The sequence below is a fragment of the Streptomyces sp. SA15 genome (assembly GCF_002291145.1).
In the GTDB taxonomy this organism is placed as follows: domain Bacteria; phylum Actinomycetota; class Actinomycetes; order Streptomycetales; family Streptomycetaceae; genus Streptomyces.
This window is the reverse complement of the sequence record NZ_NTGE01000054.1, coordinates 1-26,165: the sequence shown is the minus strand read 5'-3', so window position 1 is coordinate 26,165 and position 26,165 is coordinate 1. Positions and strand designations below refer to the sequence as shown.

Here is a 26,165-nt window from a genome sequence, read left to right as displayed (position 1 = left end):
CCCCATACAGGGCTGGTAGCAATTGACGATGTCGACTAAAGCCCTTGACCCAATCGAACGTCTCTTGGCCGAGCGAGCTTGCGAGCGTCTGATCGTCGAGTTCGTGCGCCGCCTTGACCTGGGAGATCCGGGCAGCGTCGCGGACCTCTTCACGCCTGACGGGGTGTGGGAGTGGCCTCACGGCGACCGCAGGGTGGAGGGGCGTGAGGCGCTCCGCAGCTACTTCGGTTCGCGACCCAAGGACCGGCTGTCACGGCGCATGTCGACGAACATCTTGGTCACGGTGAATTCTGCGTCGGCGGCCACCGCCACCTCTTACTTCGCCACTTACCGGGTCGACGGCTATACCGACGGCATGGTGCCCCCGACGCTCCCCGCGAACGTGGGCCACTACGAGGACACGTTCCGGAAGGTCGAGGACACCTGGTTCCTAGCCAACCGGGTCACGCTCCTACCATTCGGCGGAGAGACGGTGCGTCTCAGCCACCCCAAAGGTCAACCCGCTGGGCCGGACTCGGGGTGTGACCGAGATACGCGCCAGAAGGGGCAACGGGATGATCTTGAAGCCCTGAGCGCCGGGCCCGCCCCGTATTTCAGAGGGACACCCGTGCTGTTCTGCCAGCGGCAGAACACCGGCCGGACCGGGCTCGACGATCACTACAGTCCAGTCTCATGACGAAGATTACGACGCGTACGGTCGAGTACCCGGCCGACGGTTTGACGATGATCGGGCACCTCGCGCTCCCGGCCGGTGTCGACCGCCGGCCCGCGGTGCTGCTCGGACCAGAGGGCATGGGGCTCAGCGACGTCGAGCGCCGCCGGGCCGATGCTCTCGCCGGGCTGGGATATGTAGCGCTGGCCTTCGACCTTCATGGCGGGCGCTATTTGGGTGACCCCGAGGAGATGCTGGCCCGTTGCATGCCACTGCTCGCTGATCCCGAGCGGATGCGGGGGATCGGCCATGCGGCGCTCGACGTGTTGCGCACCGAGCCCCGGACCGACCCCGACCGGATCGCCACCGTCGGCTACGGAACCGGGGGCGCCGTCGGGCTGGAACTCGGGCGCGGCGGCGTCAACCTGCGCGCGATCGGGACAGTCAACGCAACTACCACGGGCCGACCGGGCGAGGCGGCGCGCATTCGCTGCCCGGTGTGGGCCGGAGTCGGGTCGGAAGACCCGATCATGCCGCCCGCGCAACGGAACGCGTTTACCGCTGAGATGCAGGCCGCGGGCGTCGACTGGCGCCTCGCGGTCTACGGCGGAGCCTTGCACGCCTTCCACCACCCGCCGGTCGACCACCCCACGGTCCCCGGCGTCGGCTACCACCCACAGCACGCGCAGCGAGCCTGGCGCGACGTCGTCGACCTGCTCGCCGAGTGCCTGCCCGTGACGGAGGACCTGGGGGCATGACCCAGGCAAACATGCTGGTGCCAGGCCTGGTCGGCGTCGCGCACTGACAGTCTCCTCCCCTCAAGCCCTCACAGCAGACCCGCATTCGGACAGTTGTGCGGTCGCGGAGACGTATTCCCAACTACCGCAGTAATACCGGATTTACTGCGATGGAGCCCTGGCCGTGATCGTCGCGACCTGCGGCGGACCGTTCCGGCTTCCAGGGCGAGATGTACGCATTTACTGCGGCGTCACTGTGCTGACCACGCGTAAAGCCGCATCAGGATCTACTCATTGCCCCCTTGCCGCGTATCTCGGCTGAACCCCGACTCGGCGGCCTGTTCCAGCAGGGCTCGTGCGGAGTCCGCGTAGCGCATCGCGGTCTTCTCGTCGAGCCCGAAGACCTCCGCGAGATGGAGTGGGTCAGGCCCGTGGGTCAGGGCTTCGTCGAGTTGCCGGTCAACGCGAAGCCGCTCCAAGGTGGCGTCCTGTCCTCGCATCGGAGCACTGATCCAGTGGTTGCTGGCCCGGCCGGTCGTGTTGGCGGTCTGGTTGTTGATCAGCAGGTGGAGGTTCGCGGTGCTCGGCCACCGGCGTCGCCGGTGGTCCAGCCAGTCCGTCAGGAGCTTCAGGGTGAGGTCGTCGAGAGGCCGGGCGCGTCCGGCGATGGTCAGTCGGCGGTTGCCGAGATCGACGTCGTCGAGCACGAGGGCGGCGATCTGGGCGACCCGGGCGGCGTGGACCGCCGCGAGGGCGAGGACGAGCCGCGCCGCCGGCGTCAACGCAGTCGCGACGGAGCGCTCGACATGCTCAGGGAGGAGAGGTTGCAGCACGGCGTACTCGTTCTGCCCGACCTTGATCCGGCTGGTGGGGTTGCGGAAGATCAACCCCTGCCGTTTGGCCCAGGTGAACAGAGACCGCAGGGCGACGAGCTGGTCACGTCGCTGATGACCGTGCAGCGTCTTGACGTGGGCGAGGACGCCGTCGCGAGTCACCTCCCGCAGGTGGTCGTAGCGGTTCGACCACTCCAACAGGGCCGGACGGACCTGGTTGAGGGAGAGCCAGACCGTGCCCTCCCTGCGCGGGAGACTGCGGGGGCCGCCGTCGCGCAGGACTCGGGTCCAGCGCTCGGCTTCCGAACGGATGCCGGGTGCGAGCCCTTCCAGGCGTCCGACGAGCCAGTGCTCGAAGGACGGCTCGCTGTCGTCCTCGAAGATCCCCATCTCCTCCAGCACCGTGATGATGTGGCCGACGGGCAGGTCCAGGGCCCGTAGCGGGGAGAAGATCTCCGTGTGCCAGATGACGTCACCTTCGACGTGACCGGTGAGGACGATGGCCAGGCCCCGGTTGACCGCGAAGCGGATGTTGCGTCCCCATCCGCGGGACTCGGCGAGCCGGTGGGCGAGGTACTTCGCCCAGGCCAGCCACGGGCTGGCCAGGTCGGCGTCGGCCGGGTCGAGCCGACCGAAGTGCCGGGGGATCTGCTCGAACAGCGGCGGCTGCCGCCAGCCGAGGTCCGGACGCCAAGCCGGCGCGGGAGGCGGTTTGCGCGGGGGGCCACGCCGTCCTCCCTTCCGTCGGGCTGGAGGCGTCGGTCTTCTGCGGTAGTGCGCGTCCGACGCCCCGTCCCCGGCCGCCGCCGCAATCCCGACGAAGAACAGCTGTTGGTGCCGGACGGCGGCGAGCCTCTCCCGCACGTCTGCCCCTTCCGCCAGCTGGCCGTCGACTGTCTTCGCGCCGAGGCGGGCCTGGCACCAGCACAAACGGCAGTAGTCCCACTTCAACGGCTGGACGCGACGGCAGCCGGCGCATTCCGCCGCGTCGTGCCCCCGGCCGAACATGTAGCAGGTGTGGCAGAGCCGTCCGCGGAAGTCGCCCCAGGCCAGGCAGCCCGGGCAGGAACTGGTCGGCTTGACGTAGCCCTTCGGGAAGCGTGCCACCAGCTCACTCCGGCGGCAGCGACCGGCCGTCCCGGCGCTTGGGGATCACCTTCGGCGCGGCGGTCCCCGAGCCGACAGCGGCCCGGACCGTCTCCTCCTGGCCGGGGCGGTGCACCTTCTCCGGCTCGGGAATGAGGAGGTCGCCGATCTCGCAGCCGAGGACGACGCAGATGACGTCCAGGTCCTCCAGCTTGAGGGAGACCGGCTGGCCGGACCACAGCCCGGACATCTTCCCGGCCGAGATGACCAGGCCGTGCTCGGCCAGGCTCCGCTGGAGCTCGGAGGCTTTCCAGATCCCCTTGTTCGCGGCGGTCAGCCGCAGGTTCCACTTCATCGCAGAAGTCCTTCCAGCCGCTTCGCGGCCCGCTGCTGCCCGGCTGCCCAGGCGTCCTCGACCCGGGTCTGCTGGACATGGACGTATCGCATGGTCGTGGCGATCCAGGAATGTCCGAGGACTTCCTGGATCGCGATCAGGTCGAGTCCACCGAGGTAGAGCTCGGACGCGCAGAAGTGCCGCAGGACGTGCGGGGTGAGCTTGTCGCCCCAGCCCGGCAGATGTGCCGTGGCCGCGGCCTTGAGGCCGCCGCGCAGGGCATCGTCGCCGACCCGGCCCGAGGAGCCGTCGGAGCATCTGCGTTCGGAGGGGAACAGCGGGGCGCCGGGGCGGGTGTGGTCGTCGTCGAACTGGCCCCAGACGTCCTCGATGAACCATCGGAGCGTGCGGTCGGCGCCGTTGATCAGGGGGACCATCCGCTCGCGCGGACCCGAGCCCCGGGCGCCCTTGCCGTGGCGGACGTGGAGCTTGCCGAAGCGGCCCAGGTCCCACTTGATGTCCGCCAGATCGAGCTTGCACGCCTCGCTGACCCGCAGCCCGACCTGGGACATCAGCTTGGAGGCGGTGTAGTTCCGGGCGGTCGGGGCGAACTTCCGGCAGGTCGCCAGCTCGCCGCCCCAACCGGCGAACAGCGTTTTGACCTCCGGCCCGGACGGCGGAATCCGCAGTGCCGCGTCCTTCGCGCCGCGCGGCCGGTTCATCTCGTCGATCGGGCACTCGATCACCCGACCGGTCATCCGGTGGATCTCGACCTTGTGCCGCAGCTCCAGGAACAGGAAGTACGTAGTCAGAGCCTGAGAGCGCCCCAGCCGGGTGCCGCTCGGCGAAGCCCGCAGCACCTTCCCGAAGTACGCGTCGGCGTCAGGCGGCTCCATCTCCCACAGCGGCCGGCCGAACCAGGACCGTATCTGCTCCAGGTGCCCGACGTCCCCGCGGATCGTGCCGTCCGCCAGCCCCGCCGAAGCCCGCGCCAGCACGAACCCCGCCAGCACATCGGTCTCGAACTGCTCCAGCTCCTCCGCCGTGGCCGGCGGCCGGACATCGCGCAGGTCCCGTACGACAGCCAGCGCCAACCCGAGCCCCCTCACCTTCACCCTGACCGTCGACCGGTCAGACACAGTGAGAACGCTTCAGGAATCCCGAAGTTACGTCAGGGCGCGAAGAGTCACTATTGAGAGGGCGAACCCCCTGGCCACGAGGTTGGTGACTCTGCGGGGCTCAGGAGAACTCACGGGATGTCGCACACAAGCCCGGTCGAATCTGTCCTGACACACGCGTACGGAAAGCCACGAGGCCGGCCGGAGCACCCGGCACGTGAACGACGCGCCGGGCACGAATCCCGTGACTCCACGAGCCCGATGTGCGGCAGAACACTCCGGGCTGTTCCCGGGCATCCCGACGGGCCCCGCGGACCGTGGAAATCCGGTCACCGGCGGCGCGCCGCCTCGCGGCCGGCCGATCGCGCCGCCCAAGGAAAGGCCCCTCCGGACGGCCGCCCCACCGCCATTCCACCGAAAAGAAAACGCCATGGAAAATACCGGCCCCCTAACCGGTTTTTCTGCCGAAGACGCCGTTCGGCATTGCCTTTTCTCTCACTGCTCGCGGAGATCATCCTTGCGCCCCGCCCGAGGCATCGCATAGTTTCCTGTGCGATCAGCCTCCACGGCCGACCGATGGGCGATCCCCACCCCGGCGTAAGGAAATCGACAATGCCTCATGGACCCCCTGCTCACAGCCCCCTATGAACCTTCCATGAACGGCATGTTGCACACCCCGGCCATGGCCGAGCGGGTGCATTACGTTGACTGAAGGTGCTGCCACAGAAGGTCGGACGCCACAGCATAAAAGCCTATTCCCCGAGGAATCCTGTGAAGTTGTACAAGCAACCGGACGATCTTGTGGCCGTCGTCGGAGCCGGCGCCATGGGAACCGGGATATCCCAGGTCGCGCTCCTCGCCGGCCACCGGGTGCTCCTGCTGACCCGCCGCGCGGAGAGCTCCCGCCGAGGCCGGGAGGAAATCGAGAGCCGCATCCTCCGGCTGGTCGACAAGGGACGGCTGGGCAAAGAGGAAGCGCTCGCCGCCCTGGACCGGCTGACCACCTCGGAAGAATTGCCGGAAGCGGCATCGGCCGGCCTCGTCATAGAGTCCGTGCACGAGGATATGGCGGCCAAGTCCGCACTTCTGGCGGACATCGAGAAGCATGTGGGCGAGGAAGCCGTTATCGCCACCAACACTTCTTCCCTATCTGTGACCGCTCTCGCCGCCGGCCTGGAAAACCCGGCCCGGTTCGCGGGACTGCACTTCTTCAATCCGGCTCCCCTGATGGCGCTGGTCGAAGTGGTCTCCGCGCCGACCACGGCCGAGCGCACCACCCGTTTCCTGCACAGGACCGCGGAACGCTGGGGAAAGACCCCGGTGCTCTCCGCCGACCTGCCCGGATTCATCGTCAACCGGGTGGCACGCCCCTTCTACGGGGAGGCGCTGCGCACCCGGGAACAGCGGGCGGCGTCACCGGCCACCATCGACGCGGTCCTCACGGGCTCGGGGGGCTTCGCCATGGGCCCCTGCGCGCTGATGGACCTCATCGGCCACGACGTCAACGAAGCGGTCACCCGGGGGGTGTGGAGCGCCTTCCACCACGACGCGCGCTTCGCCCCCTCCCTCGTCCAGCGCAAGCTGGTGGAGGCCGGGTACCTCGGGCGCAAGGCGGGCCGAGGGTTCTACGACCACGGGCCCGGCGCCGCCCGGCCCACTCCCGACACCCGCGCCCCGGTGTCCGTACCGCCGCCGCGTCTGGTGCGTCTGCACGGTGACGCCGGGCCCGCCGGAGGACTCGTGGACGTGCTCGTCGCGGCCGGGATCCCCGTCGAGCGGGTGGCGGCCGCCGCCGGCAGCGCGCTGGACGGGATGTTCGAGCTGCCCGACGGGACGCTGCTGCGTCTGACCGACGGGCGTACGGCCGACCGGCACGCCCGGCGTACGGAACGTCCGGTCGTCCTGTTCGACCTGAGCCTGGACTTCGCCACCTCCTCCCGTACCGCCCTGGCGGTGAGCGGCGGGGCGTCTGACGCCTCGCGGGACGCCGCGGTGGGCCTGTTCCAGCTGCTGGGCAAGGACGTCAGCACGGTGGACGACATCCCGGGGCTGCTGGTGTTCCGCACCGTCGCCATGCTCGTCAACATCGCGCTGGACGCGGTGGCCGACGGCCTGGCGAGCGCCCCCGACGTCGACACCGCCATGCGCCTGGGCACCAACTACCCGCTGGGGCCGGTCGCCTGGGGCGAGCGGATCGGGCTGCCCTCGGTCCTCGCCCTGCTGGAGAACCTCGACGACGAACACCGGGACGGGCACTACCGCCCCTCCCCCGCGCTGCGCCGCGGCGCGCTGCGCACCGGCCCGCTCGCGGCCTGACCCCCCATGCCAGAAAGGGAAACACCACCCATGCAGGCTCTGTTACACCTCGCCCAGGACGTCGCGTCGGCCAAGGAGCAGGGGCGCTACCGGACGTACCTGAATCTGGAGCGCCGCGCCGAGACGGCCCCGCGGGCCCTGCTCCACGCCGCCGACGGTCCGCGCGAGATCACCGTCTGGTGCTCCAACGACTACCTCTCGCTGAGCCACCACCCGACGGTCATCGACGCGGTCGCCGACGCGGTGCGCGGCGTGGGCCTGGGCACCGGTGGCGCGCGCAGCATCTCGGGCACCAGCACCTTCCACGAGGACCTGGAGGCCGAGCTAGCCTCGCTCTACCGCAAGGAGCGGGCGCTGCTGTTCAGCACCGGCTTCGCGGCCAACGACGCCACCCTGTCGGTGCTGGGCCGGCGTATACCCGGGCTGGTGATCTTCTCCGACGAGCTGAACCACGCGTCGATCATCCAGGGCGTCCGCAACAGCGGCGCGCAGAAGAGGATCTTCCGCCACAACGACACGGGCCACCTGCGCAAGCTGCTGGAGGAGACGGACCCGGACGCGCCCAAGCTGGTCGCCTTCGAGTCCCTGCACTCCATGGAGGGCGACTTCTCCCCGATCCGGGAGATCGTGGACATCGCCGAGGAGTTCGGCGCCCTGACCTACCTGGACGAGATCCACTCGGTCGGCATCTACGGCGAGGAGGGCTCCGGCTACGCGGAGGAGCAGGGTGTCCGCGACCGGATCACGGTCTTCCAGGGCGGTTTCGGCAAGGGGCTCGGCGGGGCCGGCGGTTACATCGCCGGGCCGGCCTCGGTCATCGACAGCGTGCGGACCTTCGCGGCCCCGTTCGTCTTCAGCACGTCCGCCCCGGCGCCGCTGGTGGCCGGCGCGCTGTCCGCGCTGCGTCTGGTCCGACACGACTCCACCCAGCGGGACCTGCTGCGGGCGCGCGCGTCGGAGCTGAAGGAGGGACTGGCCGCGCGGGGCATCCCGGTCATCTCGCGGGACAGCCACGTGGTCCCGGTGCTCGTCGGCGACCCGCACCGCAACAAGGAGGTCAGCGCGCTGATCCTGGGCGACCACGGCATCTACGTCCAGCCGGTGAACGCGCCGACCGTGCCCGAGGGCACCGAGCGGCTGCGCGTCACGCCCACCTCCCGTCACACGGCCGAGGACGTCCAGGCGTTCGTCGAGGCGCTCGACGCCGTGTGGTCGGCGGCCGGTCTTCCCCGCAGCCGCTGATCGCACCGGCCGACGGCCGTCGCCCCGGCCCGAGTTCCGGAACGGTGCTCGTGCCGGGGCCGCGGCCGAACCTGAACACAAGATTTCAAGGATTCCCGTGAAAAACGCCACCCCACCCGTGCTCTGGCTGCTCGCGGTGGGCGCCTTCGCCATCGGCACGGACGCGTTCGTGATCGCCGGTGTGCTGCCGGAGATCGCGGACGACCTCCGTGTCTCCCCCGGTGCCGCCGGTCAGCTGATCACCGTGTTCTCCCTGACGTACGCGCTGTTCGCCCCGGTCAGCGCCACGATCACCGGCTCGCTGTCCCGCCGGACCGTACTGGCCTGCGGGCTGGGGGTGTTCATCGCCGGCAACGTGATCTCCGCACTGGGCGACTCCTACGGATGGGTCGCGGCGGGCCGGTTCGTCGCCGCGCTCGGTGCCGCCTCGTACACGCCCCAGGCTTCCGCCGCCGCCGCGTCCCTGGTCCCCGAGGAGCGCAGGGGCCGGGCACTGGGCATCGTCATCGGCGGCCTGACCATGGCCACCGCGCTGGGGGTGCCGATCGGCACCTGGATCGGCGGCCTGGCGGGCTGGCGGGCCACGCTGTGGGCGGTCGCCGCGCTGGGCGCGGTCGCGCTGCTGGGGGTCCTGATGCTGCCGAGGCTGGCGCCCGCGGGCAGGCACCCGCTGGCCGAACGGCTCTCGGGCCTGCACAACCCGGCCGTCCTGATCACCCTGTCGGTCACCCTGCTCGCCGTCACCTCCGAGCACGTGGTCTACGCGTACATCGGCCCGGTGCTCCAGGACGCCACCCACGGCGGGCGGGCGCTGTCGGTGCTGCTGTTCGTCTTCGGCGTCGGCGCCGTCGCGGGCAACGCCATCGCCGGGATCGCCACCGACCGGCTGGGCAACCGGGCGGTGCTCCTGCTCGCCGTCGGCGGCATGGCGGTGGACCTGGCCCTGCTGCCGCTGTGGTCCGGGTCCCTGATCGGGGCGGGCGTCGCGCTGTTCGTCTGGGGCGCCACGGGGTGGATGTACCTCGTGCCCCAGCAGCACCGGCTGCTTTCGCTCAGCGAGGCGAGCGGCCCCTTCACCGTGGCGCTCAACAGCTCCGCCCTGTACCTGGGCATCGCCATCGGCGGCGCGGTCGGCGGCCTCCTCGTCAACACCTGGGGCCCCGAGTCGACCGCCGTGCCCGCCTTCGTCCTCGCGGCCGTCGCCGTCGCCGTCGCGGCCCTCACCTACGGACGTCCCACCCCCACCGGTCCGGCGCGGGAGACACGCAGTGATCCCGCGCGGCAAGGAGTTTCCGACGATGACTGACCGACCTGCCGACGACCCCGTCGTCATCACCGGGATAGGCACCCTGCTGCCCGGTACCGGATCGGCCGCGGAATTCTGGCAGCACGTCTCGGGCGGGCGGTCCCAGATCGGGGCCCTCACCCGGTTCGACGGCCCCGCCGAGGGGCTGCCCGTGCACGCGGCGGCCGAGATACGCGACTTCGACCACACCGCCCGCCTGCCCGGCCTCGGCCCCTCCCACGCCCGCAAGTACAGCCGGGAGATCCTGATCGCAATGTCCGCGCTCGTCCAGGCCCGCGACGACGCGGGCCTGGACCAGGGGGACGTCGATCCCCGGCGGCTCAGCGTGATCTTCTCCTCGTCGCGCGGCCCGCTCTCCTGGTGGCAGCCGGTGCTGCGCGGCGAGGACCCGACGGCGTACGACGACAAGGGCGCCATGTTCCGCGGGCTGCCCGGCACCCCGGCCAGCCTGGCCGCCATCCACACCGGGGCGCAGGGCCTCGTCACGACCGTCAGCAACGCCTGCGTCGGCGGCCACCAGGCGATCGGCCTGGCCCTGCGGGAGCTGCGGGCGGGCAGCAGCGACGCCGTCCTGGTCGGCGGCCACGAGTTCCCCATCCTGCCCGAGGTGGCGCACTGCTACCGGGCGCTGGGCAACGGTGTGCTCTCCACGGAGTCCGAGGACCCGTCCCGCGCGGTGCGCCCCTACAGCGCCGACCGCGAGGGGTTCGCCCTCGGCGAGGGCTCCGTGGTGCTGTGCCTGGAGCGGGAGTCGACCGCCCTGCGGCGCGGGGCCCGGGTGTACGCCCGTGTCCTCGCCCACGCCTCGATGAACGAGGCCGACCACCCCACCACCATGGACCTGACCGGCAAGGTCACCGCCGGTCTGGTGGTGGAGGCCCTGGAGGAGGCCGGGCGCCGCCCGGACGAGGTGGGCTACTTCTGCGCCCACGGGACCGCGACCCGCTACAACGACCTCGCCGAGAGCCGGGCCCTGCGCGCGCTGTATCCCGGCCGCGGCCTCGGGGCGCTGCCCCCGATCAGCTCCAACAAGCCGATCTACGGGCACACCTTCGGCCTGGCCGGGATCATCAACGCGGCCTCCACCGCTTTGATGCTGCACCACCAGCGGCTGGCGCCGACCATCAATCTGACGACGCCCGACCCGGAGTGCGACCACGACCACGTGGCGGAGGGCGCCCGCGACACCTCGTTCGATCTCGCGGTGTCCATGTCCTTCGCCTTCGGGAGCCAGACGTCGGTGCTGGCGATGGGGGCGGCGGCCTGAGATCCGCGCCCCGGCCACCCCGGCGTACCCCGTCGGCGGGACGTCCCGCCGACGGGGTACGCCGTCAGCCGGTGCCCGTCAGGTAGGCGGAGACCACCACGTTCGCGGTGTAGGCGCCCAGCGCCCGGTCGAAGGTGCCGCCGCAGGTGATCAGGCGCAGCTCGGGGCGGCCGGGGTGCAGGTGGGGCCAGGCGGCCAATATCGAGGGGCCGACGCGACAGCTTCGCCTCGCGGTACCACACCACCGCACCCGCCGGGTCCTGGAAGGTTACAGGTACCGCTTGACTCACGGCGCCCGTACTGTTCCCAGACTTGCTCACAGGTCGTGGACGGGAAGGAATCGAGCATGCTCATCAACTGCGCACGTGCCACCGGGCAACCGGTTCGTCGGCGCTGGCTTCAAGCACTCACCACCTGCGCGGCGGCGGGGGCAATCGCTGTGGGACTGGCAGCGCAGCCCGCCGCAGCCGCTCAGTTGATCGTATGGCAGGCGCACGGGAAAGACAGCGGTGAGCTTGAGTACAGCGGCGATGCCACCTGGTATGGCGTCGTCACCGTCTGCGACAACGAGGCGGACGGCCATGGCGTTTACGTCAAATTGACGAATGAGATCGGAGAATCCCGCACCTGGACCGACACGGGCGGCTCTGACGGTAAATGCGTGACCGACGATTCCTACTTCGCAGTCAACTTCATCAAGTGGTTCCGAGTCTGCGAGCGGATCAACAACCTTCCCGACAACTGCACGGAAAAGGTGAGCATCACCAAGGGCGACTGACAACCCCAACGCCTGACGAAAACAGGCACAAGGGGGGTTCAGGCCGGTGGTACCAGGGACGCTATAGCGCGCCCCTGGGCCTCGCCCAGCGTGGCAACCTCACGCGCGTATGCCGGTCGTGGCCAATGCCCGTGCGAGTGCGCGTTCCCCACTCTGTACGGCGTGCAGCTCGCCTCCGAGTGGCCCGAGATGCGCGGGCGCCGGCCTTCCAGGACCGTGTCCGATCCGACCGCCGTACGGCTGAAGGCCGGCCACACGCTGACCGTGACCGAGACCGCGCTCATCTTCCTCCAGGACGCCCGCCGCCGCGGCGAGCTGTGCCAGCCGCTGGACTGGATCCCCGAGGTCCACCACCCGATCGGGAGCGGCGAGGCCGTCATCCCCGACGCGCTCCTGTACTACCGGCGCGGCCCCGTCGACGGCGACAACGGATCGATGCTGCGGGCGTTCGTGGAAGTCGACCGGGCCACCATGGGCCCCGAACGCCTCGCCGCCAAGCTGACCTCGTACGAACGCCTCTACCGCTATGTGTCCGTGGCCCCGGGGCGCCGGCCGACCCTCCAGGAACCGGCGCTGGAGGAGTGGCGGCGGCGCTACCCGCTCTTCCCCCGCGTCTTGTTCGTCCTGGACGGCACCGGCCCGGCCGGTGTCGAGAACCGGATCAGCACCCTGCGCGCGGGGGCCGGGCTGCTGGCCAGCTTCCCATACGACGTCCCCGTCCTCGTGGCGCCGCTGGCCGATCTGCTCCAGCACGGCCCCTCCGCGCCCGTGTGGCGTCCCGTCCACGAGCCCGACCAGCGAGTCCCCTGGACCGGGCATGCGTTTCGGCAGATGTAGCGCGCTGACCAGCCATGGTCGGGGGTAAGAGGTGGATTCGAAGGATCGTTGCAACACGGGGTGAGTTGATCAAGCCGTGAGCAGTTTATGCAGTCGCTCGGTTGGGGTTTCCCAGTCGAGCGTTTTGCGTGGACGGCTGTTGAGTTCGGTTGCGACGGCCTGCAGGTCCTCAGGAGTGTGAGTGGACAGGTCGGTGCCCTTGGGAAAGTACTGCCGCAGCAGGCCGTTGGTGTTTTCGTTCGAGCCGCGCTGCCACGGGCTGCCGGGGTCGCAGAAGTAGACCGGGACGTTGGTGGCCATGGTGAAGCCGCGGTGAGCGGCCATCTCGGTGCCCTGATCCCAGGTCAGAGACCGTTTCAGGTGGGGTGGCAGGGGGTTGACGGTGGTGATGAGGGCGTCGCGCACGGCTGCGGAGTTGTAGCCGTCGGGCAGGTGGACAAGCATCAGGTACCGGGTGCTGCGCTCGACCAGGGTGGCGATGGCGGAGTGCTTGTTGCGGCCGAGGATCAGGTCGCCTTCCCAGTGCCCGGGGACGGCCCGGTCGGCTGCCTCGGGCGGCCGTTGACTGATCATGACCTTGTTCTTAACTGCACGGAAGCGCCTGCGGTCGGCCAGGCGGCGAGGGCGTCGCCTGGCACGTCCGGTGCGCAGAGTTCGGGTCGGTTCGCGGCGGAGTTCTGTGCGGCCTTGGGTGTAAAGGGCCTGGTAGATGGTCTCGTGGCTCACGTGCATGTCCGGGCGATGAGTGAAGTGTCTGCGCAGAGCGTGGCAGATCTGCTCAGGGCTCCAGCGCAGGGTCAGGTGCGTCTGGATGAAGTCGTGCAGTTCCGGGTTCTGGCCGATCTTCCCGGTCTTGGGGCGAGGCCGGCGGGCGTCAGCGCGGCGCTGGGCGGTGTAGGGCCGGTAGTGCCAGCGGCCGTCGGCAAGGAGGGTGCCGTTGCGGCGGACTTCGCGGCTGATCGTCGATGGGCTGCGGCCCAGCTCGGCGGCGATCGCTCGGATGGTGGCCTTCTCCAGTAGCCGGTCGGCTATGTGGACGCGGTCGGCCTCGCGGAGATAGCGCGAGGGATCGCTCGATTCATCGACGGGTGCCGCGTTGAGCGGTGGATATGCCTTGATCCGACCCGAGGCCCCTCGTCCGTTGCGCCATCGTTCGCCGGTACGGGTGCTGATGCCGACGGCCCTGGCAGCCTCGGCAAAGCTCATTCCTTGATCCACAAGTAGGAAGTATGTCTCCCGTTCTTGGACCAACGGCCTGTTGCCCTGGGGCCTCCGGTTCCCACGAAATTCGACGTCCATCGCCACCTCTGAGCTGAGGTGTTGCAACGACCACTAGAACCCAGAAGAGCGGCACGGCCAACCCCGTGGTCGGGACTGGACGCGGCGCGGCCGCACCTGTGGTCGGCCTCATGGTCGAGGCGGGGCCGACGCGACTGTGACGGCATGTAGGCGCAGCATCTGTCGCAACAGTGCCCGGATCAGCGGTCCACGGCGGGCAGGTGGACCAGGCCGGTGTCGTTCATGATGCGGTCGACGGTCTCGTGCAGGGCGCTGTCGGCGCCGATGACGGTCTCGATGCCGCCGGGCAGCACATCGCGCGCCCGGTACCAGTCGCGCAGCTGCGTCTCATTGACGTCGTCGGCGATCGGCTTGGTGGCGTGCCGAGCGAGGGTTTCGCCGAACGGCACGTCCAGGTAATAGCCGTCGGGCCGCGGTGGTCGGCACGCAGCTGCGCGAGCATGTCGCCGTAGCGGTCGGCGTAGAGGATGCCTTCGACCACGACGTGGAACCCGGCGTCCAGGGCGTAGCGGGCGGTCAGGTCGATCAGGCCGATGTTCGCCGCGCCGGGCCGGTCGCGCTCGCGCAGCACGATACGGCGGAGGTTGTCCTGGCCGACCACGGCAAGCCCGCGGCCGAACCTCTCACGGAGGCCGGCCGCGACGGACGACTTCCCCGATGCGCTGTTGCCGCGCAGGACGGCCAGCCGGGTTTCTTCAGTGCCCACCATCACGGCGATCACGCTACCGACGGCCGCTGATTGAGAAGCTGTGTCTGAGCCTTACATGTCAATCCGAAGACCGTTCTCCGCGCACACGGAGTCACCGTGCGAGGGCCCGGTGATGGCACTCACCGGGCCCTCGCACTTGCCTTCTGTTCCTACCGCGTAGCCGTCATGTGGGTGTCGACTCGCAGGGCCAGGGCGGGCGGCAGTTCACCACCGTCCGGTGACCCACTCGGCAAGGCGCTGGCCGACCCATGTTCCGATCCCGCGCAGCACGCCCAGGCTGATCTGGAGTGGTCCATCGCAAACGGCCCGCCTGTGACTGGGCGTGCCCTCCTCCGCTGGTCGCTCCGGTTGGTGTGGCTCTCGCCGGTTAGGTACCTGCTCTGATCGTTCCATCGACCCCTCCTGGTGCCGTTGAGCTGTCCTCGCGACGCCGGGCAGCGGCGTCCGACAGGGCGAGGAGAAATCTCGAGTCGGCATTACGCGGGGCGCACCCGTCTTCGTGAGCGGCAACTAGAGGCAGCGCCATGACCTGGGTGAACACAGATATCGAAAGGAAGACCGATAGGAAGCACGCGTGGAGACGGCACACGCTGGTGCCCTGCGGGGCCCCTGACGGGTACCTGGGACCTGAGTCCTGCGGTTCCCCTTGAGCCTTGCGACTGCGTCCTGCGTTTTTCGTTGCTCTTTCCTCTGATCGATATCCATATCGGGATCTCTGGGCCTCATCAACACTCGATTCGGTGGCACCTGTCGTCCCGTTGTCGCGGCACAGCGTGATGGCGCGCCAGCTGGAAGTGCCCGTGCGTTGTCCGATACGGCCATGCCGTCTGTGCTTTCGCGCCGGTTTGGAGTGGTGACTGTCGGTCGTACCGTGGCCACATGGGCAGGGACGGCGGTCCCGGCTGAGGCTGGTTGTGATCGCGAACGAGGACTCCGGGCCGCGGTTGTGCCGGGGATGCGGGGGTCCGCTGATGCCGTCGGCGAAGGCGACGGCGGTGTTCTGCTCGACCGTCTGCCGGTCGCGGCACTGGCGGCGGATGCGGCGGGCGCGGGCGAGGACCGAGGCGGTGAAGGCCGGAGTGGCGTCCAGTTGCCCGGAGTGCGGGACGGCCTGGACGGTCGGGGTCGAACGTCCGGCCTTGGCAACGTACTGCTCTCCCGCCTGCCGCAAACGGGCCTGGCACAAGCGGCGCACGCAGCCGGGCGGGGTGTGAAACCGCGCATCCGGCGGACAAAACGCGCTCCCCACACCGGGACGCACGGCCTTTCCGACGGCGCGAGGCGGTCGGATGGTGCGAAGTGACGCCCGATCCCGCCGAGCGGTTCGAGGCGGTGAACAACCCCCCGGCCAACCCCTGCGGCGGGGAGCCCCGCTGGACACACGACAACGCGAAGCGGGTGGTGGGCTGGAAGGTCGACTCCCCGGAGAGCGTGCAGGAGAAGGTGGAGGCAATCCATGATCTGGCCACCGACGACGCGGTCGCCTCGGTGGTGACCACCGACTTCCTGCGCCGTCCGGCGGTCGCCTCGAAGGCCATGGCCGACGACACCGCCCGGCACGCAGTGAACGAGGCCCAGTTCGACCGGTTCCGCCAGCAGGTCCAGTTCGTCCGCGAGGAAGCTGCCCCACAGCTGCAGCGCATGGAGCACAGCGCCCAGTTCATGGACCTGGTCGCGGCCTGCGCGCAGTTCGTCACCACCGCCGGCCGAATCGTGCCGAACCTACGCGGCGAGCAGTACGACGCCGGCGAACGCGACACCATCGCCCGCGGCCTGGCGCGGGTACGCGCTGCGGCAGACTGGATCGAGAACGCCGTCACCCGCGGCGAGATCGACCTGAACGAGCAGCTCCAGAAGCTGCTGAAGGGCTCGGGTGAGTAGGCGATGGGGCGGGACGTCCCCGCTCACGTCCACGCCGAAGCGATCCTCAGCGCCCTGCAAGAGGCACGCCCAGCCGGACTGACCATCACCCAGCTCATGGCCGCCACCGAACGCACCCGCGCGCAGATCCACACCGGGCTCGCGCACCTGCGCCAAGTCGCGGCCGCACGCGGCCTTCCGCCGGTGACCTGGGACAGGAAATAGGGATACCGGCTGCTGGACGACGCGCCGGAGGTCTGGATCGGCTACGAACGGGCCTTTTTCGACATCGTGCACCACCGTGTCGAGAACTTCATCGCAGGGATCCTCCTGCCGCACCAGAAGAAGACCCCCGACGCCCCCTACATCCGCACCGTGATGGCCCAGATGGGCGCGATCGAGTCCACCCTCCAGCTGCTGTCCAACCTGGAGTGAACCGGAAAGGCAGGCAACGGGCCGCGACCGCCCCGCAGTTGGCTCCCTCCCCAGGTCGCGGCCCCACACCGTCATGCTGCTGCCCCGCTACCACTACCCCTCCGACACCAGCGACCTCGAATGGGCCCTGCTCGAACGCCTTCTCCCGACGCCCGCATGCCAGACCCCCAAGGGCGGCGCGCCCGAGAAATGGCCCCGGCGACGGGTGGTCGACTCGATCCGCTACATCGTCGACAACGGGGCGAAATGGCGCGCGCTGCCCGCCGACTTCGGCATCCCCTGGCGCACCGTGTCGGGTACTTCGCGCGCTGGGCGAAGGCCGGCGTGCTCAAGCGCATCCTCGACCAGCTCCGCCGTCGGCTGCGCCTGCGCGGCAGCCGCTGCCCCTGGCCGGTCCGCGTGATCATCGATGCCCAGTCCGTCAAGGGCGCGGAAACCGTATCGAAGACGAGGGGATGGGATCAAGCCAAGATGATCAACGGGAGGAAGCGCCATCTAATCGTTGACCAGGACGGCCTTCTGGTCGACCTGCTCGTCACCCCCGCCGACGTCCAGGAGCGCGCCGCCGCCCGCATCCTGCTCACGCGGCTCCATGCCGAGCACCCCGAAATCGTCCTGGTCTGGGCCGACAACGCCTACGGAGGCGAGGAGTTCACCGCCTGGGCCCAGGACACCCTCGGCATCACCATCAAGGTCGTTCCCCTCCCCGAGGACGCCAAAGGCTTTGTCGTGCTGCCCAAGAGGTGGGTGGTGGAGCGGAGTAATTCGTGGACCATGCGAGCGAGGCGCAACGCGAGGGACTACGAACGCTTGATGTCCCACGCGGAAGCCCACATCCAGTGGGCGTTCATCACCCTCATGTCCCGCCGCCTGGCCCGGCAGCACAGCCGCACCGAGGCGGTCCAGGACACCCTCGCAACAGCCGCCTGAAGATCCCTCCACTGCCGTTCGTCTGCCCGCCCACTCGACGCCCACCCGAACGGCAAACCGAGGTATCACCATGCCTCATGGCGCCGGGACCTGTGGAAAGGAGATGTGACACAGCTTCTGACCTGGCAGGGTGCCAGGAGGATCGTGATCCCGGAGCTGGCCCGACCCAGCGGCCCCGCTGTGTCGGGCCAGGCCGCCCTCGGCATCGAGGAGGCGGCCGGGCGCCTGAGGCGACCGCGACACGGCAGCACAACGCACCGACCGGTCGGCCCGGCCATCAGCGCTGACCGGCAACCCGGGTCAAGGCGCGTATGCGCATTCCGTCGTCGGGGTGGTTTACCGCTGTGATGTCCGTCGTCCCCGGTGTGCCGTGCGGACACTGGCCGGGGGCGGCACACGCCGCCGGGGAGGGGACGACATGGCCGACAGCAGGATTCTGGTCGCGGTACGCGAGCACCCCAAGGACGAGGGCGCAGGCGTCGAGCAGCTGGTGAAGATCCGTGAGGCGATCGAGTTAGCGGGGTTCGGGACCCGCTGGGCGGTCAGCGCGGCCGACGCCGACGCGGTGCTGCGCACCGAGGCCGGCCTGGCCGCCGCGTTGGTGGCCTGGGACCTTCCGCCCGGTCCCGGGGCGGACGGTGAGCCGGGCGGTGCGGCGGTCCTGCGCCGGATCGGCCGCCGCTTCCAGGACCTGCCCGTCTTCCTGGTCATGACGGACGACGAGGGCATGCAGAACCTGCCACTGTGGGTGTCGGAGTCGGTGGTGGGCTACGTCTGGCCGCTGGAGGACACCCCGGCGTTCATCGCGGGCCGGATCACCACCGCTGCCCGCAGCTACCGGGAAGCCGTCCTGCCACCGTTCTTCCGGGCGCTGCGCCGCTTCGACGACGCGCACGAGTACTCGTGGCACACCCCTGCCCACTCCGGCGGCGTCGCCTTCCTCAAGTCGCCCGCGGGCCGGGCGTTCCACGACTACTTCGGGGAGCGGCTGCTGCGCAGCGACCTGTCGATCTCGGTCGAAGAGCTCGGGTCGCTGTTCGAGCACACCGGCCCGATCGGCGAGGCCGAGCGCAACGCCGCCCGGGTCTTCGGCTCCGACCTCACCTACTTCGTCCTGCACGGCGACTCCACCTGCAACCGCCTGGTCGGCCACTTCAGCGTCACCCGCGACGAGATCGCGCTGGTGGACCGCAACTGCCACAAGTCGGTCCTTCAGGGCCTGGTCGTCTCCGGCGCCCGGCCGGTGTACCTGATCCCCACCCGCAACGGCTACGGCCTCGCCGGGCCACTGCCCCCGTCCGAGACCGAGGCGGACTCGGTAGCAGCCCGGATCGCCACGAACCCGCTGGCCCAGGGTGCCCTCCCGACCGCAGCCCAGTACGCCGTCTTCACCAACTCCACCTACGACGGCCTGTGTTACGACGCCGTGGCGGCGGCCCGGGCATTCGCCTCCAGCACACCCAGGCTCCACTTCGACGAAGCGTGGTTCGCCTACGCCCGCTTCCATCCCCTCTACGCCGGCCGCTACGGCATGTCGGTGGGCCCGGAGACCTTCCCCGGCCCCGAACGCCCCACCGTCTTCGCGACCCAGTCCACCCACAAGCTCCTCGCCGCGCTGTCGCAGAGCGCCATGGTGCACGTCCGGCCCGCGCCCCGGGCCCCGGTCGAGCACGACCGGTTCAACGAGGCGCTGATGATGCACGGCACCACGTCCCCGCTGTATCCGATGATCGCCTCACTGGACGTGGCCACCGCGATGATGGACGGGCCGCAGGGCCGGTGGCTGGTCGACGAGGCGGTGACCGAGGCGATCCGCTTCCGCCAGGAGATGGTGCGCATCCGGCGGCGCATCGAAGCCGCCGGGGACCGGCCGCCGTGGTTCTTCGGGGTGTGGCAGCCCGAGACGGTGACCGACCCGGAAAGCGGCACACGCCTGCCCTTCGACGAGGCCCCGGCCGACCTGCTGCGCACCGAGCCCTCCTGCTGGCACCTCGAACCGGGAGCGGACTGGCACGGCTTCCCCGGGCTGACCGACGGCTACTGCATGCTGGATCCGATCAAGGTCACCCTGACCTGCCCGGGGATCACCGCCACCGGCGACATGGCCGACTGGGGCATCCCGGCCCGGGTGCTCACCGCCTACCTGGGCACCCGGGGCATCGTGGTGGAGAAGACGGACAGCTACACCACGCTGGTGCTGTTCTCCATGGGCATCACCAAGGGCAAGTGGGGCACCCTGCTGGACGCCCTGATGGACTTCAAGGCGCTCTACGACGGTGACGCCCCGCTCGACCGCGTCCTACCCGCCCTCGTCGCCGAGCACCCGAGGCGCTACTCCGGCCGGACCCTGCGCGAACTGTGCCAGGAGATGCACGACCATCTGCGCTCGGTCCGTCTGGTGGAGCTGCTGGACACCGCCTTCCAGCAACTGCCGGAGCCCGTCTCCCCGCCCCAACTGTGCTACCAGCGCCTGGTCCGCGGCGGCACCGAGCGGGTGCGGCTGGCCGAGGCGCCCGGCCGGGTGGCGGCCGCCATGGTCACCGTCACCCCTCCCGGCATCCCCGTGCTGATGCCCGGCGAGAGCGCCGGCGACAAGGACGGCCCGCTGCTGCGTTACCTCAGCGCGCTGGAGTCCTTCGACCGCCGCTTCCCCGGCTTCCGCAGCGAGACCCACGGGGTGACCCTCGACCCCGACACCGGCGACTACCTGATCGAGTGTCTGCGCCTGGAGTCCGACGACGACGCGAGCGACTCAGGCGCTCGCAGGCTCTCCGCTCCGGCCCAGCGGCGCGCCCCCGGAGCCTCAGGGAGCCGTCAGCCGACGAGCGGGTAATGGCAGGCGGTGTGCCGGCCGGACGGCGTCCGGACGAGGCGCGGACGTTCCAGCGCGCAGCGCTCACGCGCGTACGGGCAGCGGGTGTGGAACGCGCAGCCGGCCGGCTTGGCCACCGGGTTGGGTACCTCGCCGGTGAGTACGATGCGTTCCCGGGGCCGGGCCCCGGGCCGCCGCCCGCCGTCGTGGTGCCGTCGTCGATGTCCGGTACCGCGGACAGCAGCGCCTGGGTGTACGGGTGGGCGGGGGCGCCGTACAGCTCCTCCGTCTCGGCGAGTTCGACGATCTCGCCCAGGTACATGACGGCGATCCGGTCCGACACATGGCGGACCACGCCGAGGTCGTGGGCGATGAACACGTAGGTGAGCTCGAACTCCTCCTGGAGATCGGCGAACAGGTTCAGCACCTGCGCCTGGATCGACACGTCGAGGGCGGACACCGGTTCGTCGGCGACGATCAGCTCGGGGTTCGTGGCCAGGGCCCTCGCGATGCCGATGCGCTGGCGCTGGCCGCCGGAGAACTCGTGCGGGTACCGGTCCAGGTGCGCCGAGGCCAGCCCGACGACGTCGAGCAGCGCGGCGACCCGCCGCCGGACCGCGGCCGCGCCCCCGTAGCCGTGCACGAGCAGCGGCTCGGCCACGATGTCCCCGGCACGGCGGCGCGGGTTGAGGGAGGCCTGCGGGTCCTGGAAGACCAGCTGCATGCCGGGACGGACGCGCCGTAGGCGCCGGGCGGACAGCGCGGTGATGTCCTGCCCGTCGAACTCGACCCGGCCGCCCGTGAGGTCGGTGAGTCGCACCAGACAGCGGCCGAGGGTCGACTTGCCGCAGCCGGACTCGCCGACGATGCCGAGCGTCTCCCCGCAGCCGGGGATGCGATAGGTCAGCCGACCTGATACGGACTGATCGAACAGTCGATGGTCGGGCGGCGGCGTTGCCGCGGGGGCGTAAGAAACTTGTCCGCATTTGTGCGAACCACGCCCGGAACCGCCCTGGATTTGTTCCACCCGCCGAAGCTTAGGAAGGTCGGCGCGTCGCACCCTTGAACCACAGCGGCATCCGGACGGAACATCCGCGCCACGAGACAGCGTTGGAGCGGCGCATGGAGGAGACGATGAACAACGCTGTATCGGAGGCCGAGACGTCACGCGGGGCATTCTTACTGGACTCCACCATCGCGGGCGCCGGGCCGCGCGGGTTCGACGCCTTACGGAACGCATGGGAGACGCAGATCGGCGATGTCTTCCAACTGCCGAGCTTCAGTCCGGCCACGATCGGTGACCTCCGGGTCAAGGGCCGCGCCGCCAAGGTGCGCGACGTGACCATCACCGATGTCCGCAGCGCGTCGGGCCTCTCGGGCACGCCGGGTGACGATCACGATGCGGTGGTGATGCACCTGGTGCGGCGCGACACATGGACGTTGGATGACCCGCCCGATCGCGGCGAACACACGGTTTCGGCCGGGCAGTTCCGCCTCCGGCACTTCAGACGGCCCTCGCAGTTCGAGACAGCGCCGCACACGACGACGAAGATCCTCGCTCTGCCCGCCGCAAGGCTCAGCCCCGTGCTCGGGAACCGGATCATCACCGGGCCGGCGGACTCAGCCGAGGTGCGCCTGCTGGTGGCCCACACGAACATGGTCCACTCAACCATCGACGAACTCGGCCCGGCCGGTGTGCACGCCGCTCACAGCACCCTGATCGAGCTGGCCAAGGCAGTGGTCAGACGCCGGTTCGACGACACAGAACCCCAGCTGGCTCCCGCACTCGCCCAGGCCGCGAAGGACCTTGCGGACAGCCATCTCGCCGATCCCGAACTGTCTCCGGCGATGCTGGCGCGTCAACTCAACGGCTCTGTACGCACGTTGCAGCGGGCGTTCGCCGCGACGGGAGAGTCGGTGGGCGCCTACATCCGCCAACGGCGGCTGGAGGAAGCCCGCCTCGCGCTCACCGCCCCGTCCGGACGGCTGAGCGTCTCGGAACTCGCCGCCCACTGGCACTTCGCCGACAGCAGCCACTTCATCCGCGCCTTCAAGAAGCAGTACGGCCGAACACCCACCGATTACGCGAGCTCGACCAGGCCGACCGACAGATGACCCGCAGATGACCCGCCCTACCGGCAGGCGGTCAGCCAGTGGAGGCATCCTGCCATGGGCCGCAGTCCCACGGAGTGCCTCCGGCGCCGTCCTGGAGGCAGGCGCGGATATCGATGATCCTGTTCTCGGGCAGGGAGAGGTTCCAGGTTTTCGTGTTTCCCGCGCCGTTGGGGTTGTAGTACGAGTTGACGGTGGACGAGCCGCTGTAACGCCACTGGGCCGTGGCGCCGTGGCCGTCGGCATGGTTGTCCTCGGAGGTGAGGATCTCGCCGTTGCTCTCGAAGTACGTGAACGAGTCCAGGCCCCTGCTCCCCGCGCTGTATAGCCTGGCGGCCGCCGGGGTCGCCACCATCGCGACCACTGCGCCGCCGCCCGCGATCACGCCGGCCATCGTCAGGAGATTTCTTCGGACACTGCCCATAGTGAACCCCACTCGTATTCGAACTGGCTTGCCAGACGGGGTGAACGTATCACCAGGGGAGCACCAGAAGGCCCGTGTCCGCCAAGGAAGTTGACCCATCGGCGACCCGCGGACGACGCGGGAACACCCGGTGTCGCAGTGCCGCCGGGGTGAACAAGGCGGCGGCGCGGTCCTGGGGTGGGGATGCCCAAAGCCCGGAGCCGGATGATGAGTTGGTCACCGCTGCATGCCTCATGGGGTTTCAACAGCTCAGGCCGGGTGCCTTGATCCCGACGGGGAAGGGGTGCCGCAACCGCCCTTTGCGGCTCGGGACTATGACCACCGAGCCGTGCCGGTGTGGCCGGGCACGGTGAGCCCGGAGCCCGGCACTACACGGTCGGGACGCGGAGCGAGGCCGCCACAGACACCGGCGGCGTGGCGAACGCCGTGGACGGCTCCTCCCCGCCGCCCGCCTCGGGCGTGCAGACGGGCGGCATCCGCATGCGCGAGGCCGACGGTGACGCGCTGCGGAAGTTCGGCACGGCGGGGACGACGGTCGCGGTGGTGGAGTAGGAGCGGGCCCATCACCGGTCCCGGGGCTGCGGGCGGTCGAAGAGTCCGCCGGAGCGATGGCCCCGGCGGACCGTCCGGTGCGCGTCGACTACTTGCCGAAGTACGCGTCGTAGACCGACACCGACGACCTGTTGCCCTGCTTGTCGGTGAGTCGGCGCGGAAGGAGACGGACCTGTCCACGGCGGGGTTCCTGATCGTGATGCGGCCGTCGTTCACTGGGGTCCGCTGCCAGCACGATGGGTCGCGTCCTTGGCGGTACGCAGGGCAAGCCGCTGGCAGGATTCCGTACGCCTGCTGCTGATCGACGCAGCAGCAAAGCCGCTGGCCGAGGGCGAGACGGTGCCCACTCAACAGTGGGCGTGGTGCACACTCAGGTGCGCCTGCAGAAGCTTGACTTCTGGGTGCGCTACCCGGACTACCTGGCCTTCGAGCTCATGAACGAATACGAGGCTGCGCCTGACGAGACGGGTCTGCTCGCCCTCGCAGCGGACATCCTGGACTCCGAAGTTGGGTGATGCGAGCAAGTCACGCTGGGTTGGTTCGGGCCGCTACTTGGGCTGCTCGCTTATCGCTCGGCGAAGCGTTCGGCGTATCAGTTCGTCCACGCCGTGTCGTGGTACGAGTCCGTCGGCGGCGGCTTGCAGGCCCGTGTAGACGGTGCTCCATATCATCAGCTCTATCCACCTCGCGGGAACTGTCGAGTCGAGTGCCCCTTCACGCTGGCCTCGTTCGATCTCGGCGAGGATCAGCTCGTCGGCCTCTCGGGCGATACCGGCGTCAGCCTCAGCATCATGATACGTCGACGTCTTATAGTGAGAAATTATGTCTCATTTAAAGAACGCCTCTCCCGTCTTGGTTACCGGGGGCACCGGGGCGATCGGCCGCCTGGTCGTCGCAGGACTGCTTGACGCCGGTCACACGGTGCGCGGAATGTCGCGGCACCCGCAACGTGCCGCACTCCCGGATGGTGCGGACGTGGTCTTCGGCGACCTGGACGACCCGTCCACGCTGAGGCACGCATTCGACGGTGCCGCGCAACTCGTCCTGATCGCGGCCCCTGAGACCGTTGCGGCGGTCGTCTCTCGCGCAAAGCAGGCGGGCATCGAGCACGTGGTCGTGGTCTCCTCCGCCGCAGTGACGGCGGGCTACGACACCACGTACAACGCGGTCGTCGAGCAGGCCGTCATGGGCTCGGGGCTGGATTGGAGCATCGTGCGTCCTGGTGAGTTCGCGACAAACTCACTCCTCATATGGGGGCCAGCGATCAAGACGGATCGCCGAGCTGTGGAGCCCCTTCCTGATCAGATCGGGCACCCCATCCATGAGGCCGACATTGCCGATGTCATCCTGGCCAACCTGCTCGACCCACGCCGCCGCGGACGGATCGACACGATCATCGGACCGGACAGTCTCACTAAACGCGAACAGGTTGCACTGATCGCAGAAGCGATCGGAGAACAGATCACGCTCGATGAGGTCTCTGCCGAACAAGCCCGCGGCTTCTACCGAGCCCAAGGCGGCTTCGCGGCCACGAACGCAGACTTCCTGTTTGGCTTCGAAAGCTACGACGGCGTCGAAGGCATCACAGATGAACCCCATGACACGAGCGCCCCGAACGACGATGCGTACCTCACACTCGACCAGATAACAGGAACTCCAGCTCGCACCTTCCGCCAATGGGCGCACGATCACGCCCCAGACTTCACTTAAGCACTGCATCTCGTCGCGCCACGAGATGGTGGCTTCGCCGGTGAGGTGGCGGGCTATCAGGTCAGGTCATGGCGAGGTGGATCATGACTTCGGAACGCGCGGGTTCAGGAGCGGTCAGTGCCCTGGGACCGTTGCCAGTTCTCATCGATATTCCCGGACCGTTTGATCGCGAAGTGCTCCCGAAACCGTCGACAAACGTTGCTGGCTGCCACGTACAAAACCACTATGCGGGCCCGCTGACAAGCACGGGCTCAGAGCGCGAGGCGGCACCCGGGTTAGGGTGCGGATCGGGTCCGTGCCGAGCGCAGTCGGCACGGACGCTTCACGCTTCGGCGGCATATCCCCGGCGTCAACGGGCCCAGGCAGCGTGGTCTGCCCGCTGCCGCGCGCGAGTGACAGAGGGGGCGCCCGATTCCCTCGCCCGCTGCCCACGCTCCCGCCCCAGCTGGCTTCGCCAACATGCGGGTGGAGGCGTAGGTCGGCCTGCAGGAGAGTTCCCTCCGCAGTTGGGGCGATGCCAGTCCTGCCGGCGACCGTCCGTCCCCGGAGGGGGAATCAGGCTCCTAGAACGTCAAAGCTCCGTGCCTGTGATAGCCATCCACAGCTCCATGTCGGAGAGCATCAGCCGGCCTGGCCGCTGTGTGCCGGTGTCCGGGACGGCCGCCCGGACCACGGGCTGGTCGCCTTTGTCGACGGTCACCTTCGTACCGTCGAACGTGGGTGACATGTCGGCCACGACCGAGCGCAGCTTCGCTGCGGCGCGGTCGGCGGTTGCCTCGTCCTTGGCTACGAGGCACAGGATCTCGGTGTTCTTCG

Annotated in this window: 22 protein-coding genes and 7 pseudogenes; 18 read left to right on the top strand and 11 right to left on the bottom strand. The window is 69.4% G+C overall.

Going from position 1 to position 26,165, the window contains the following annotated elements:
- Positions 1–28: 28 nt before the first annotated feature.
- Together CLM62_RS09440 and CLM62_RS09435 are read left to right on the top strand one after the other, a co-directional pair.
- A pseudogene (locus tag CLM62_RS09440) lies at positions 29–490 on the top strand (nuclear transport factor 2 family protein); the annotation flags it as partial.
- 182 nt (positions 491–672) lie between these two features.
- Positions 673–1,410, top strand: coding sequence for a dienelactone hydrolase family protein (locus CLM62_RS09435; RefSeq protein ID WP_095749390.1), 738 nt, complete (start codon positions 673–675; stop codon positions 1,408–1,410).
- Positions 1,411–1,676: 266 nt separating this feature from the next.
- On the opposite strand, the gene CLM62_RS09430 is transcribed toward CLM62_RS09435, so the two are convergent.
- The 3 genes from CLM62_RS09430 to CLM62_RS09420 are packed head-to-tail and all read right to left on the bottom strand — an operon-like array spanning position 1,677 to position 4,781.
- Positions 1,677–3,329: a hypothetical protein gene (locus tag CLM62_RS09430; protein ID WP_095749389.1), complete on the bottom strand. Its 1,653-nt coding sequence runs from the start codon at positions 3,327–3,329 to the stop codon at positions 1,677–1,679.
- 4 nt (positions 3,330–3,333) lie between these two features.
- Positions 3,334–3,663, bottom strand: a complete 330-nt coding sequence (locus CLM62_RS09425; RefSeq protein ID WP_095749388.1) for a helix-turn-helix transcriptional regulator — start codon at positions 3,661–3,663, stop codon at positions 3,334–3,336.
- Positions 3,660–4,781, bottom strand: coding sequence for a site-specific integrase (locus CLM62_RS09420; RefSeq protein ID WP_257003765.1), 1,122 nt, complete (start codon positions 4,779–4,781; stop codon positions 3,660–3,662). The genes CLM62_RS09425 and CLM62_RS09420 overlap by 4 nt, the downstream gene beginning before the upstream one ends.
- Before the next feature lie 750 nt (positions 4,782–5,531).
- On the opposite strand from CLM62_RS09420, the gene CLM62_RS09415 reads away from it, so the two are divergent.
- The 4 genes from CLM62_RS09415 (at position 5,532) to CLM62_RS09400 (ending at position 10,891) form a co-directional block, all read left to right on the top strand.
- Entirely contained in the window at positions 5,532–7,076 is a 1,545-nt protein-coding gene (locus CLM62_RS09415; RefSeq protein ID WP_257003764.1) for a 3-hydroxyacyl-CoA dehydrogenase, read from the top strand.
- 30 nt (positions 7,077–7,106) lie between these two features.
- Positions 7,107–8,318, top strand: coding sequence for a 5-aminolevulinate synthase (gene hemA / locus CLM62_RS09410; RefSeq protein WP_095749386.1), 1,212 nt, complete (start codon positions 7,107–7,109; stop codon positions 8,316–8,318).
- A gap of 97 nt (positions 8,319–8,415) precedes the next feature.
- Positions 8,416–9,624, top strand: a complete 1,209-nt coding sequence (locus CLM62_RS09405; protein WP_095749385.1) for an MFS transporter — start codon at positions 8,416–8,418, stop codon at positions 9,622–9,624.
- Positions 9,617–10,891, top strand: a complete 1,275-nt coding sequence (locus CLM62_RS09400; protein WP_095749384.1) for a beta-ketoacyl synthase — start codon at positions 9,617–9,619, stop codon at positions 10,889–10,891. Before CLM62_RS09405 ends, CLM62_RS09400 begins: the two co-directional genes overlap by 8 nt.
- Before the next feature lie 64 nt (positions 10,892–10,955).
- Here CLM62_RS09400 and CLM62_RS09395 read toward each other — a convergent pair.
- Positions 10,956–11,066, bottom strand: a pseudogene (locus CLM62_RS09395) (class F sortase); the annotation flags it as partial.
- A 171-nt stretch (positions 11,067–11,237) separates the two neighbouring features.
- On the opposite strand from CLM62_RS09395, the gene CLM62_RS09390 reads away from it, so the two are divergent.
- On the top strand, positions 11,238–11,669 hold the full coding sequence (locus tag CLM62_RS09390; protein WP_143658990.1) for a hypothetical protein: 432 nt from the start codon (positions 11,238–11,240) through the stop codon (positions 11,667–11,669).
- A gap of 162 nt (positions 11,670–11,831) precedes the next feature.
- A complete protein-coding gene (locus CLM62_RS09385) occupies positions 11,832–12,506 on the top strand; it encodes a replication-relaxation family protein (protein WP_257003763.1) in 675 nt (224 codons plus the stop codon).
- Between the two features lie 69 nt (positions 12,507–12,575).
- Here the strand turns inward: CLM62_RS09385 and CLM62_RS09380 are convergent, their stop codons facing one another.
- Positions 12,576–13,712, bottom strand: coding sequence for an IS30 family transposase (locus CLM62_RS09380; protein WP_179382027.1), 1,137 nt, complete (start codon positions 13,710–13,712; stop codon positions 12,576–12,578).
- Between the two features lie 272 nt (positions 13,713–13,984).
- Positions 13,985–14,514: pseudogene (locus CLM62_RS09375) on the bottom strand (kinase).
- 1,299 nt (positions 14,515–15,813) lie between these two features.
- Here CLM62_RS09375 and CLM62_RS09365 point away from each other — a divergent pair.
- The 6 genes and pseudogenes from CLM62_RS09365 (at position 15,814) to CLM62_RS09345 (ending at position 20,572) form a co-directional block, all read left to right on the top strand.
- On the top strand, positions 15,814–16,395 hold the full coding sequence (locus CLM62_RS09365; protein ID WP_095749381.1) for a DUF6192 family protein: 582 nt from the start codon (positions 15,814–15,816) through the stop codon (positions 16,393–16,395).
- Between the two features lie 3 nt (positions 16,396–16,398).
- Positions 16,399–16,599: a hypothetical protein gene (locus tag CLM62_RS09360; protein WP_095749380.1), complete on the top strand. Its 201-nt coding sequence runs from the start codon at positions 16,399–16,401 to the stop codon at positions 16,597–16,599.
- A 66-nt stretch (positions 16,600–16,665) separates the two neighbouring features.
- Positions 16,666–16,809 (top strand): hypothetical protein, encoded by a 144-nt coding sequence (locus tag CLM62_RS49910; protein ID WP_179382025.1) that lies wholly within the window; start codon positions 16,666–16,668, stop codon positions 16,807–16,809.
- Positions 16,810–16,882: 73 nt separating this feature from the next.
- A pseudogene (locus CLM62_RS52980) lies at positions 16,883–17,047 on the top strand (transposase); the annotation flags it as partial.
- Positions 17,048–17,055: 8 nt separating this feature from the next.
- Entirely contained in the window at positions 17,056–17,739 is a 684-nt protein-coding gene (locus tag CLM62_RS09350) for an IS5 family transposase (protein WP_179382024.1), read from the top strand.
- A 418-nt stretch (positions 17,740–18,157) separates the two neighbouring features.
- The gene (locus CLM62_RS09345; RefSeq protein ID WP_095749377.1) at positions 18,158–20,572 is read left to right on the top strand and encodes an Orn/Lys/Arg decarboxylase N-terminal domain-containing protein; all 2,415 of its coding nucleotides are present in this window, start codon (positions 18,158–18,160) and stop codon (positions 20,570–20,572) included.
- On the opposite strand, the gene CLM62_RS52975 is transcribed toward CLM62_RS09345, so the two are convergent.
- Positions 20,554–20,688 carry an oligopeptide/dipeptide ABC transporter ATP-binding protein gene (locus CLM62_RS52975; protein WP_373559125.1) on the bottom strand — a complete coding sequence of 45 codons (135 nt, stop codon included), beginning with the start codon at positions 20,686–20,688 and terminating at the stop codon, positions 20,554–20,556. The two genes, CLM62_RS09345 and CLM62_RS52975, sit on opposite strands and share 19 nt — an antisense overlap.
- A gap of 113 nt (positions 20,689–20,801) precedes the next feature.
- Positions 20,802–21,728: pseudogene (locus CLM62_RS09340) on the bottom strand (ATP-binding cassette domain-containing protein); the annotation flags it as partial.
- On the opposite strand from CLM62_RS09340, the gene CLM62_RS48600 reads away from it, so the two are divergent.
- On the top strand, positions 21,686–22,666 hold the full coding sequence (locus tag CLM62_RS48600; protein WP_107483771.1) for a helix-turn-helix domain-containing protein: 981 nt from the start codon (positions 21,686–21,688) through the stop codon (positions 22,664–22,666). The pseudogene CLM62_RS09340 and the gene CLM62_RS48600 overlap by 43 nt on opposite strands.
- A 31-nt stretch (positions 22,667–22,697) precedes the next feature.
- Here the strand turns inward: CLM62_RS48600 and CLM62_RS09330 are convergent, their stop codons facing one another.
- On the bottom strand, positions 22,698–23,057 hold the full coding sequence (locus CLM62_RS09330; protein WP_095749376.1) for a hypothetical protein: 360 nt from the start codon (positions 23,055–23,057) through the stop codon (positions 22,698–22,700).
- Positions 23,058–23,391: 334 nt separating this feature from the next.
- On the opposite strand from CLM62_RS09330, the pseudogene CLM62_RS09325 reads away from it, so the two are divergent.
- Positions 23,392–23,639 (top strand): annotated as a pseudogene (locus CLM62_RS09325) (hypothetical protein); the annotation flags it as partial.
- 88 nt (positions 23,640–23,727) lie between these two features.
- Here CLM62_RS09325 and CLM62_RS49905 read toward each other — a convergent pair.
- A complete protein-coding gene (locus CLM62_RS49905; protein WP_179382023.1) occupies positions 23,728–23,874 on the bottom strand; it encodes a hypothetical protein in 147 nt (48 codons plus the stop codon).
- A 127-nt stretch (positions 23,875–24,001) separates the two neighbouring features.
- On the opposite strand from CLM62_RS49905, the gene CLM62_RS49900 reads away from it, so the two are divergent.
- Both CLM62_RS49900 and CLM62_RS09320 read left to right on the top strand, forming a co-directional pair.
- On the top strand, positions 24,002–24,154 hold the full coding sequence (locus tag CLM62_RS49900) for a hypothetical protein (protein ID WP_179382022.1): 153 nt from the start codon (positions 24,002–24,004) through the stop codon (positions 24,152–24,154).
- A gap of 307 nt (positions 24,155–24,461) precedes the next feature.
- Positions 24,462–25,349: an SDR family oxidoreductase gene (locus tag CLM62_RS09320; RefSeq protein ID WP_095749375.1), complete on the top strand. Its 888-nt coding sequence runs from the start codon at positions 24,462–24,464 to the stop codon at positions 25,347–25,349.
- A gap of 571 nt (positions 25,350–25,920) precedes the next feature.
- Here CLM62_RS09320 and CLM62_RS09315 read toward each other — a convergent pair.
- Positions 25,921–26,165, bottom strand: a pseudogene (locus CLM62_RS09315) (hypothetical protein); the annotation flags it as partial.